The following is a 10,825-nucleotide window of genomic DNA, read 5'->3' as shown; positions in this document are numbered from 1 at the left end:
CATCGATTTGCCGGCGGGCTCCCTTGTGTCGGTCTGCGGCAGTATCATCCATGGCATGACTGTCTCGCCAGAAGAAGCAAGGTGCGAACTCTGTGGCCGGCCGCTGGATGCCCAGCACTCTCATCAGGAGCATGGCGTCTCCGCGGTGGTCAGGGAGGGTCGGCGGGTGGAGTATGTCGTGGTGGAGGTGCGTGGGGCGGTGGCCCACTATCAAGCCGTCGATGATCCGTCCAAGACGAAAAGGACGGGGGCGGTCGAACTTGCGCAAGAACTAGGGATTGATGCATCGACTCTCCCCGGTCGCCATTACACCTGCTTGGTGACGCCTGCGGAGTACGGCGTTATTCGGAGTGAATTTAGGCTCCCCTAGATTCCACCTCTCCACCTTCAAGGCGCCTCCCGTTCATGCCGAGGCGGCCCGCTTGTGACGACGGGAAGCGGTGACGCGTGACGACGGCACAGGGAGTACTTTCGGTCGCGATCCGTACGGGTTTGTCCCCTGAGCTGCGAAAGATCGGGTTCATCGGTTCCGGGCCAGTGTTCGAGCTGCCGGACTGCAAGACGTGGCTGCTGCTCGGGATTCAAAAGTCGTCAGGGGTGACTGCGACCCAACTGCGCTTTACCGTCAACGCTGCCGCCGTGCCCAAGGGGCAATGGCAGGAACTGCTGGACGCAGGTGCGAAGTTCCCCGACCGCCCCAGTCCGAACAAGGTCTACGGAAAGTGGGCCTGGTGGAAGAGGATCGGGGAACTGATGCCCGGCGGGCAGGATTTCTGGTGGACCGTCACGGCCGACACGGATCCGGGTGAGCTTTCCCGCAAGGTCGTGTCGGCGTGCGTGGATTACGCGGTACCCGCGCTGCGGGAACAGGGGCAGCTGGGTCGATGATCCTCTTCCCGTGGCGGGCGAGCGTCCCGCCACGGCCCGCAAGTCCCCGATGACCAGGCCCTTGGCTCCTTCTCAATGTGAAAGCTCCCAGTGAACCCTTTTGTCGCCACAGCCGGCACCGTCCTGCTCGGCTACGCCGCAGTCTCCATCCCCGTGAACGCCCGAAAGGCACGCGCCAAGCGTGCCGCCGCAGCGGCGAAGAAGCCGATCGTCATCGATCCCGCCGCGTACGGACTCGTCCCGGGCGACCGCCTCGACGCCCGCTCGGCGGGTCCCGACCCGGAGGCCGACGCCGTCGCGGCCGCCGCAGCCGCGGGTGACTGGCGGCAGGCGGCCCAGTACCTGGCGGGAGCCGGCCAGGACGGGGACCTCAGGTGGTACAGGCTCGGCATCCTGGCCCACACGGCCGCGCAGGACGACTCCTGGCTCCGGGCCTGGCGCGCCGAGTACGCGCACGACCCCGCTGCCGCCCTGGTCCATGCCGATGCCCTGGTCGTGCTCGCCGGCGAGGCGCGGGGTGCGAAGCGGGCGAAGCACACCACCGCCGAGCAGTTCGAGGGCTTCCACCGGTTGCTGGCCCAGGCGCTGTCCGCCTGTCAGGAGGCAGCGCGCATGGCACCCGAGGACCCCGGCCCGTGGGTGGCGCAGATCTCCATCGCCCTGGGCCTGGGCTGGTCGCACGACGAATTCCGTGCCCTGTGGGCCGAGATCGTGGCGCGCGACCCGTACCACTTCGGCGCCCACACGGCCGCCCTGCAGTACTGGTGCGCCAAGTGGCGGGGTTCCGACGAGCTGATGTTCGCCTTCGCCGAGCAGGCCGCCGCCTCGGCGCCGCGCGGAAGTCTGCTGCCGGTACTGCGGCTGTACGCGCTCTTCGAGCACGAGCACCAGGAGGGCGACCGTGCGGTCTACCGGCAGCCGTCCACGGGCCCGGCCGTCGATGCCACGCTGGACGCCGTCGCCCAGGTGCCGCCGGCCCACCACCGGTTGCCCCTGGTCCGGCATCTGCTGGCCAACGCCCTGTTCCGCACGGAGCGGTACGCGGAGGCCGTCGAGCAGTTCCACGCGATCGGCGGCCACATCGGCAGCGTTCCGTGGCACTACTCCGCGGACCCCGCCAAGGCGTTCATCCACGCCCGCACCAACACCTTCGCGGAATGGGAGAAGGCCGGCCGCCCGGCACCGCCGTCACGTGCCGCGCGCTGAAGGAGACCGCATGCCCGGCACAGTGACCGTCGAGGTGCGGCTTCCCTCGCACCAGCGATCAATGGTCCCCCTGGCGGACCTTCCGGGCCTGTACCGGGCGCTGCCGTCGGACGTGTCCCTCGGGCCGACCCTGGACGAGGTGAGGCGGAGGCATCACCTCCGACGGGAACAATCTCTGCCCCCCCAGGCGGTGCAGGGGGCTAGAGCAGGTCACCGGAGGTGCGCGCAGACCTCTGTCAGGACTTCTTCTGGGCGGACGCCGTCTTCAGGGACGTCACGATCCGCTCCGTCAGCTTCTTCGCCGTCGCCGCCCCGTTGTCGTGGCCGTCCGTCGACATCACGCTGACGACGTTCGTGCCGACCTGGGCGGCGACGAGCGTCGCGCCGTTCTCCCAGGCAGAGTCGGTCAGGGTGACCGTGTAGGCCGCGTCGCCCAGCGCCGGGGTCGCCGCACCGCTCACCTTCACCTTCGAGTGGGTGTCGGAGTCGGTGAAGCCGGTGCACGCCGTGGCCGTCTTCTGCACGGCCTTGAGGACGTCCGCCGCGGTCTTCCCCCGGTAGGCGTCGATCTCCTGCCCGATGTCCTCGGAGGTGTTCTTGCTGACGTAGTCGTTCTGCGCGAAGGACACCCCGGAGATCCCGGTGATCTCGATCCAGCCGGTGCCGCTCAGCTTCGTGCAGTCCGGCTTGGCGGCGGGCGCCGCCGACGGGGGCGTGTACGTGCCGCCGGTGTCCCGGGCCCCGCTCGGGTCGACGGCGAAGCCGGAGGCGAAGAACGACGCCGGGGCGAGCGCCTTCTTCAGCTGGGTGCCGGTGAGCAGACCGGCGTTCGGGTCCTTGGCGGGAGAGGAGGTCGCCGTTGCCTTGGCCGACGCGGACCCGGAGGTGCCGCAGGCCGCCAGGGCCAGCGGGAGCGCGGCCACGGCGAGGAGACGGGCGGCACGGGCGGGGCGGGACGGGATGTGCATGTGAGTCCTTCTGATGAGGCAGGGGCCGAGGGGGTGGCCAGCGGACCCTATGACGCGCAGCGGACGCACAGTTCATGCACAGGTAAGGGCATGATCAACAGCAGGTCAAGGCGGGTGGGACGGTGAGGGGTGCCCGCCCCTGTCACCCATGACGCGGATGTTTTTGCCGTTGCTTGAGAGAAGCGTGTGGTCTCCATGGGGTTCCTTTTTCCGTTCGCTGAAACCGCATCGGTTACTTTGCGAACCGATTACGGCACCGGGGAACGCGTCGGCAGACGCCCGCACACGCCGTATCAGGGGGCCAGCAACTTTTTTCCAGCGGACGTACGTCGCCCGACCGCCGTCGTACGCCGCTCCGCACGCACGCGCGCACACGCGCACAGAGCAAGGGGTGGGGATGGCCGAGCACCGGCAGTCGAAGAAGCGCAGGTACGTCACGTGGGCCGTGGCCGGGGCCGCCGTCGTCGCGGGCGGCGGAATCGCCGCGCAGACCTCGATGGCCGCCACCACCTGGCCGGCCCAGAAGACGTTCACCGGCCGTGCCTTCGACACCTGCACCGCCCCCTCGCTGTCCGCCATGAAGGCCTGGCACACCGGGTTCTACGGCGCCGCGGCCGTCTACGTCGGCGGCAAGAACCGCGGCTGCGGCCAGCCCAACCTCACCGCCTCCTGGGTGAAGTCGGTCAGCTCCCTCGGCTGGAAGCTCATACCGCTCTACGTCGGCGCCCAGCCGCCGTGCCAGACCAGCTCCAACCCGGAGAAGCTCACCGCCTCCACCGCCTCCTCCCTCGGCACCAGCGACGCCAACGACGCCGTGGCCAAGGCCGCCGCGCTCGGCATGAAGGCCGGCAGCGCGATCTACCTCGACATGGAGCCGTACGACACCACGAACAAGTCGTGCAACGACGCCGTGCTCACCTACGTCCGCTCCTTCGACAAGCAGCTGCACGCCAAGACGTACCGGGCCGGTTTCTACGGCTTCACCAGCTCCAGCGCCAAGGCCATCGCCACCGCGAGCAACAAGACCGACCTGCCGGGCAACCTCTGGTACGCCCTGTGGGACCAGAAGAACACCACCACGTCGGACTGGCCCTGGGGCTCGACCCAGTTCACCAACCACAGCCGGGCCCACCAGTACATGGTGAACAGCAAGGAGTCGTACGGCGGCGTCACCCTCACCGTCGACCGCGACGCGTGGGACGCGCCCGTCGCCATCACCGGCTGACCGACGCAGACGGCACGGCCGCACAGGTCCGGCCGCCACTGAGACCCGGGGGCGGGCAGGATCCGGCGGCCGGCGCCGGAGCAAGGCAGGAGAGCAGGTAGGACGTGGCCAAGCAAGTACGGCAGGTGGCGCAGGGGCGCCCGGCGAAGCAGGCGCAGGCATCGGCGGGCGGCCGGCTCGCGGTGTTCGGCCGCGGTGCCGACGCATGGCTGCGTACCCTGCGCGGGCGCGGCATCGCCCTCGCGGCGGGCGCGGTCGCCGTCGTCGGCGCCCTCGTGGTGACCGGCGCCCTGCTCTTCCGGCACGACGACCGGCCGCCGATCCCCGACACCCGCGCCCGGCACTACACCGAGACCGACGCCTGCCTGCTCACCGGCAAGGACGGCGTCAACGGCACCCCGGCCGCCGACGTGTGGCAGGGCATGCAGGACGCCTCCCGCACGACCCACGCCAGGGTCAGCTACGACCAGGTGACCGGCGAGCAGAACGCCGGCAACGCGCGGCCGTTCCTCAACGGGATGCTGCAGCGCTCCTGCGACGTCGTCCTGGCCGTCGGCCGGCCCGAGGTGACGGCGGCCGTCCAGGCGGCGCCGCGCTACGGCAAGGTCGGCTTCGTGCTGGTCGGCGGTGGCGGCGCGGGCGGGAACGTGACCACGGTCCGCGCCGGCGACGGGCTGCGCGCGGACGTGGCGGCGGCCGTCGAACGGGCGGTGCACGGCCGGCGCTGAGCGGTCCGGGGGGCGGGGCAGTACCGGAACACCCGAGGAATCGTTGGTCGAATGGGTTGGCCAGAGCTTGGCCGCTGCCTACCATCGATCACCGCAAGACTTTGTGCTCCGTCGCACAATCTCCTCAGGAGGTTTCCTTGCACCGCCGCCGTCGCACCGCGCTCGTCCTCTCCGCCGCGATCGCCGCCGCGGCACCCCTCCTCACCGCCTGCGGAGGCCAGGCGCACGCGGGCGCCGCGGCCGTCGTCGGAGGGCAGCGGATCACCGTCGCCCAGCTGGAGAGCAGGGTCAACGAGGTACGCAAGGCACAGCGGGCCGCGGTGCCCGACGAGACCCAGTACCAGCAGGTCCTCTCCTCCACCGCCGGCCTCACCCGCGACACCCTGCACAACATGGTTCTCGACCGGGTGCTGCACCGCGCCGCGCAGGACGAGGGCATCTCGGTCACCCGCAAGGAGGTCGTGCAGATGCGCACCGGCCTGGAGCAGCAGGCCGGCGGTGCCAAGGGGCTGGAGACGGCCTGGCTGCAGAAGTACGGTGTCGCGCCCGCACGCCTGGACGACAACCTCCGCCTCCAGGTCGAGGCCCAGAAGCTCGCCGCGAAGCTCGGCACCGACACCACCCAGCCCGCCTTCTGGAAGGCCCTCTCCCAGGCCTCCGGGGAACTTCACATCGACCTCAACCCGCGCTACGGCTCCTGGGACGTGCAGAAGAGCAGCCGTGTGGACGCGAAGACGCCGTGGGTGCGGGACGTCACGACGGGGACGCAGCAGCAGTCGGCGTAGGCCCCAGGACGGGGCCAGGGGCCGGAAGCCACGGGCCGGAAGCCAGGGGCCAGGCCAGGGGCCGGAAGCCAGGGGCCGGAAGCCAGGGGCCGGAAGGCAGGGGCCGGAAGCCGGAAGGCAGGGGCCGGAAGCCAGGGGCCGGAACGGCAGCGGACAGGGCTTCCGGTCATACGATCACAGGACCTGCTCGGCCCTGTGGACGACCGAGCCCCTGCCGTCGCGCCGTGCGTTACGTTCGGATCGTGAACGAAACCAGCCCCGAAGCCGCCCCCGGCCGCATCGTCCTGCTCACCACCAGCCACCGCGTCGCGCCCGGACTGCTGTCCTGGCCCGCCTGGCAGGCGCTGCGCACCGCCGACGCCGTGCTGTGCGCGGACGGCGCGCATCCGCAGCTGCCGTATCTGCGCGAGGCCGGGATACCGGTGGCGCAGGCGTCCCCCACCGCCCAGGAGCTGGTCGACGCCTGCGCCGGCGGGCGGACGGTGGTGGTCGTGGCCACCGGGGAGGGAGAGCCCGCCCTCACCGACGGCCTGGCACGCCTGGCCGGCAGCGGCCGCGTCGCCATGCCCGAGCTGGAGCTGCTCCCCGCCTCCTACGACCTGCCCGGCGCCCGCCTCCTCGACCTCGTCCAGGTCATGGACCGCATCCGTGCCGAATGCCCCTGGTCGTCCCGCCAGACCCACCAGGGGCTGGCGAAGTACGGCATCGAGGAGGCCTACGAACTGGTCGAGGCGATCGAGGCCGGCGACCGCGAGGAGCTGCGCGAGGAGCTGGGCGACGTGCTGCTCCAGGTCGTCTTCCACTCCCGCATCGCCGAGGAGGACCCGGACGCGCCGTTCTCCGTCGACGACGTGGCGGGCGGCATCGTCGCCAAGCTCATCCACCGTCATCCGCATGTCTTCGGCGACGAGAAGGCCGAGACACCGGAGGACGTCAAGGAGCACTGGCTGCGCACCAAGGCCGAGGAGAAGCAGCGCACTTCGGTCACCGAGGGCGTCCCCCTCGGCCAGCCCAGCCTCGCCCTGGCCGCCAAGCTCGCCTCCCGCGCCCGCACGGCCGGGCTGGACGTGCCCCTGCCGCAGGGCGAGGGCGTCGGTTACGAACTGCTGGCGCTGGCCGTCCGGGCCGAGGCACAGGGAGCGGACCCGGAAGCGGCGCTGCGGGCGGCGGCGCGGACGTACCGGGATGCGATCAGGACGACCGAAGGAGCGCCCGGAGCGGAGGGGGAGAGCGAGGCGGTCCTCACCGAGAAGCCGGATACCGTCAAGGAGTGACCGACCAGCCCCGCCTTCCGACGGCTCCCGACCTCTTCACCTGGGAGTTCGCCACCGACCCCTACCCCGCCTACGCCTGGCTCCGCGAGCACGCCCCCGTGCATCGGACACGGCTGCCCAGCGGGGTCGAGGCCTGGCTGGTCACGCGGTACGCGGATGCCAAGCAGGCCCTCGCCGACCAGCGGCTGAGCAAGAATCCCGCGCATCACGACGAGCCCGCGCACGCCAAGGGGAAGACCGGCATCCCCGGTGAGCGCAAGGCCGAGCTGATGACGCACCTGCTCAACATCGACCCGCCGGACCACACCCGGCTGCGCCGGCTGGTCAGCAAGGCGTTCACGCCCCGCCGCGTCGCCGAGTTCGCGTCCCGGGTGCAGGAGCTGACCGACCACCTCATCGACGGGTTCGCGGGCACGGGCTCCGCCGACCTGATCCACGAGTTCGCCTTCCCGCTGCCCATCTACGCCATCTGCGACATGCTCGGCGTCCCGCGCGAGGACCAGGACGACTTCCGGGACTGGGCGGGCATGATGATCCGGCACGGGGGAGGACCGAGGGGCGGGGTGGCGCGGTCCGTCAAGAAGATGCGGGGCTATCTCGGCGACCTCATCCACCGCAAGCGCGAGGCCCTGCCCGCGGAGCCCGCCCCGGGCGAAGACCTGATCTCCGGCCTCATCCGCGCCTCGGACCACGGCGAGCACCTCACCGAGAACGAGGCCGCCGCCATGGCCTTCATCCTTCTCTTCGCCGGCTTCGAGACGACCGTCAACCTCATCGGCAACGGCACCTACGCCCTGCTCACCCACCCCGAGCAGCGGCGCCGGCTGCAGACGTCCCTGGCCGCCGGGGAGAGGGACCTCCTGGAGACCGGTGTCGAGGAACTCCTGCGGTACGACGGGCCCGTGGAGCTGGCCACCTGGCGGTTCGCCACCCGGCCGCTCAGCATCGGCGGGCAGGACATCGCCGCCGGGGACCCGGTGCTCGTCGTCCTCGCCGCCGCGGACCGCGACCCCGGCCGGTTCGCCGACCCCGACGTGCTGGACCTGTCCCGCCGGGACAACCAGCACCTCGGCTACGGCCACGGCATCCACTACTGCCTCGGTGCCCCCCTCGCCCGGCTGGAGGGCCAGACCGCTCTCGCCACCCTGCTCACCCGCCTGCCCGACCTGCGGCTCGCGGCCGATCCGGCCGAGCTGCGCTGGCGCGGCGGACTCATCATGCGCGGCCTGCGCACGCTTCCCGTGGAGTTCACGCCCGCGCCATGAGCGCGTCCGCCCGGGCGCACAGGAACACGTCCGCCCGGGCGCGCACGGCAGACGTCAATTCTGTGATCTTCACGTGATCTGTGCGGCATTAACTTGTGACAAGTGATCGTCTGCCTATACGTTCACCCATCAGCGCGGCGCCCAGCTTCATCCGCCGCGCCCCTCCGTTGTCGCACGAAAGGCTTCCGCATGCTCTCCGGGAACGGTCGTCACCGTCGCCCCCGTCAGGCTCCGGCTCTCCTCGTCGCGGCCGGAGTGACCGGCTCCGCCATCGCCATCCCGCTCCTCGGCGCCGCGAGCGCCAACGCGGCCGACGGCACCACGTGGGACAAGGTGGCCGAGTGCGAGAGCGGAGGTTCCTGGAGCGCGGCCACCGGCAACGGGTACTACGGCGGCCTGCAGATCTCCCAGGACGACTGGAACAGGTACGGCGGCTCGCAGTACGCCTACAGCGCCGACCAGGCCAGCCGCTCGCAGCAGATCGCCGTCGCCGAGAAGATCCTCGCCGACCAGGGCACCACTCCCTGGGCCACCTGCGCCCTGCTCTCCGGTCTGACCTCGAACTCCGGCTCCGTGGACGTCGACACGGGTGTCGGCGGCTCGGGCTCGTCGGACCAGGACGCGTCGGGCTCCGGTGACTCCTCCGGGTCCAAGGACTCGTCCGGCTCCGCCGGTGATTCCGACTCGTCCGACCTGCCGGATTCATCGTCTTCGTCACCTTCGTCGGACTCGTCGGACTCCTCCTCCGAGACGACCGCCAAGCCGTCCTCGGGCGGGGACACGGACTCCGGCAAGGGTCAGGGTAAGAACGAGGACAAGGTGGACAGTAAGGGCAACACCGCTGAAACCCCCAAGTCCGACAAATCCACCTCGCCCGGTTCCGGGGGCGCGCAGGGGAGCGGGTCGGCCACCACGGATCCCGCTACGGAGGATTCGGACAATTCCCAGCAGACCGGCGGCTCTTGGAGCCTGGTGGACACCGGCGCCCTCACCAGTGGCGGACGCCACCGTGGCGGCAGTGCGGATGAAAACATGACAAACGGTCAGGATGCCACCTCGTCGGGCCGCCACGCCTCCCGTGATGCGGGCACCTACACCGTCCGCGAGGGCGACACCCTCGTCTCCATCGCCGACTCCCTTGGTGTCGACGGCGGATGGCACGCGCTCTACGCCGGGAACAAGAAGGTCATCGGCACCGACCCGAACGACATCACCCCCGGTCAGGCCCTGGATGTCACTGCGGAAAAGGGTGCAAAGTAGCGGGAGTTGACGCCCCGCTTCACGCCTAATGTCCGTTTTGGCGAAAGTGTGGGATGAGTCTCAGAAGCCCTGATCGTCTTTGAAATTCCGCCGTGGGCATGTCTACGGTCAAGGCCGCTCGTCACCACGAGCCCCGGCAGTCGCAACGCCGAATCCTGCCAGCGGTTGCCCGGGAACAGTCGTCGCGTCATGCGCCGTAGGCAGGAGCGGGGGACCCAAGGTAAGTGCCGGGCCCAGCAGTTGAAGCTGGATCCGGCTTGGGGTGAAGCCGTGCCTCTCCAGGAGGTGCGGCCGGGCAACTCAACCGGCCCGAACCCGACAGCTCACCTCGCAGGCGTCGGTGAGGGGATCGATCCATGCTGTTTTCCGGCAAGGGCAAGCACCGTCGTCCGTCCAAGGCCACTCGCGTCATCGCGCTGGCCGGTGTCACCGGTGCCGCTGTCGCCGCCCCGCTGATGGCGGCCGGCAACGCCTCCGCCGCCACCACCTCCGAGTGGGACGCGGTCGCCCAGTGCGAGTCCGGCGGCAACTGGTCCATCAACACCGGCAACGGCTACTACGGCGGCGTGCAGTTCTCCGCCTCCACCTGGGCCGCCTACGGCGGTACGCAGTACGCCGCGCAGGCCAACCAGGCCACCAAGGCGCAGCAGATCGCCGTCGCCGAGAAGGTCCTCGCCGCCCAGGGCAAGGGCGCCTGGCCGGTCTGCGGCACGGGCCTGTCCAGCACCCCCAACAACGGTCCGGCCCCCACCACCGAGTCCAAGACCACCGGGTCGAAGACCGCTGCGCCGAAGACCACCGCGCCGAGCACCACCACCCGCTCCACCGACCCGCAGGCCGCCTCCCGCTCCGCCGAGCGCCCGGCCGCGAGCAAGACCGTCACCACCCCGGCCGGCAAGAAGGTCAAGAAGGGCGACGGCGAGTACAAGGTCGCCACGGGTGACACCCTCAGCTCCATCGCCGAGAAGCACGGTGTCAAGGGCGGCTGGAACAAGCTGTTCCAGCTGAACAAGGACATCGTCGAGGACGCCGACCTCATCTACCCGGGCCAGCAGCTGCACCTGAAGTGACACCTGGCTCCCACCCGGACCACAGCGCCCTCACAAGGCCGGCCCCCACTCTGAAGGCCTCGTGAGGGTCATCCCCCCGTCCCCACGGGCTCCCCGCCCCGGCGCGTGTTCCCCCGTACGCGCCGGGGCGGGGTTGTTTGTTCCCCCGCCCGGCCG

At 70.5% G+C, this 10,825-nt stretch carries 10 protein-coding genes and 1 riboswitch; of the genes, 9 read left to right on the top strand and 1 reads right to left on the bottom strand.

The genetic code is table 11. The annotated features are described in order from the left end of the window. The first annotated feature begins 447 nt into the window (after nt 1–447). Together ACZ7P3_RS27100 and ACZ7P3_RS27095 are read left to right on the top strand one after the other, a co-directional pair. Nucleotides 448–888: a DUF4304 domain-containing protein gene (locus ACZ7P3_RS27100; RefSeq protein WP_472085652.1), complete on the top strand. Its 441-nt coding sequence runs from the start codon at nt 448–450 to the stop codon at nt 886–888. Nucleotides 889–978: 90 nt separating this feature from the next. Beyond that, entirely contained in the window at nt 979–2,094 is a 1,116-nt protein-coding gene (locus tag ACZ7P3_RS27095) for a hypothetical protein (RefSeq protein ID WP_472085651.1), read from the top strand. Between the two features lie 236 nt (nt 2,095–2,330). Here the strand turns inward: ACZ7P3_RS27095 and ACZ7P3_RS27090 are convergent, their stop codons facing one another. Next, nucleotides 2,331–3,062, bottom strand: coding sequence for a hypothetical protein (locus tag ACZ7P3_RS27090; RefSeq protein WP_472085650.1), 732 nt, complete (start codon nt 3,060–3,062; stop codon nt 2,331–2,333). A 397-nt stretch (nt 3,063–3,459) separates the two neighbouring features. Here ACZ7P3_RS27090 and ACZ7P3_RS27085 point away from each other — a divergent pair, with 397 nt between their 5' ends. The 7 genes from ACZ7P3_RS27085 (at nt 3,460) to ACZ7P3_RS27055 (ending at nt 10,669) form a co-directional block, all read left to right on the top strand. Next, a complete protein-coding gene (locus ACZ7P3_RS27085) occupies nt 3,460–4,287 on the top strand; it encodes a glycoside hydrolase domain-containing protein (protein ID WP_472085649.1) in 828 nt (275 codons plus the stop codon). 104 nt (nt 4,288–4,391) lie between these two features. Next, entirely contained in the window at nt 4,392–5,015 is a 624-nt protein-coding gene (locus ACZ7P3_RS27080) for a hypothetical protein (protein WP_472085648.1), read from the top strand. A gap of 137 nt (nt 5,016–5,152) precedes the next feature. Beyond that, nucleotides 5,153–5,800 carry a SurA N-terminal domain-containing protein gene (locus ACZ7P3_RS27075; protein WP_472085647.1) on the top strand — a complete coding sequence of 216 codons (648 nt, stop codon included), beginning with the start codon at nt 5,153–5,155 and terminating at the stop codon, nt 5,798–5,800. A 242-nt stretch (nt 5,801–6,042) separates the two neighbouring features. Then, on the top strand, nt 6,043–7,074 hold the full coding sequence (locus tag ACZ7P3_RS27070) for a nucleoside triphosphate pyrophosphohydrolase (protein ID WP_472085646.1): 1,032 nt from the start codon (nt 6,043–6,045) through the stop codon (nt 7,072–7,074). Continuing rightward, nucleotides 7,071–8,339, top strand: coding sequence for a cytochrome P450 family protein (locus ACZ7P3_RS27065; RefSeq protein ID WP_472085645.1), 1,269 nt, complete (start codon nt 7,071–7,073; stop codon nt 8,337–8,339). The genes ACZ7P3_RS27070 and ACZ7P3_RS27065 overlap by 4 nt, the downstream gene beginning before the upstream one ends. Nucleotides 8,340–8,528: 189 nt before the next feature. Next, nucleotides 8,529–9,599, top strand: a complete 1,071-nt coding sequence (locus tag ACZ7P3_RS27060; protein WP_472085644.1) for a transglycosylase family protein — start codon at nt 8,529–8,531, stop codon at nt 9,597–9,599. Nucleotides 9,600–9,781: 182 nt separating this feature from the next. Continuing rightward, nucleotides 9,782–9,951, top strand: a riboswitch (cyclic di-AMP (ydaO/yuaA leader). Between the two features lie 4 nt (nt 9,952–9,955). Continuing rightward, a complete protein-coding gene (locus ACZ7P3_RS27055) occupies nt 9,956–10,669 on the top strand; it encodes a transglycosylase family protein (protein ID WP_472085643.1) in 714 nt (237 codons plus the stop codon). Nucleotides 10,670–10,825 lie beyond the last annotated feature (156 nt).

This window comes from Streptomyces sp. NPDC107581 (genome assembly GCF_055657175.1).
The sequence above is the reverse complement of the archived record's forward strand: the minus strand, read 5'-3'. Positions and strand labels throughout refer to the sequence as shown.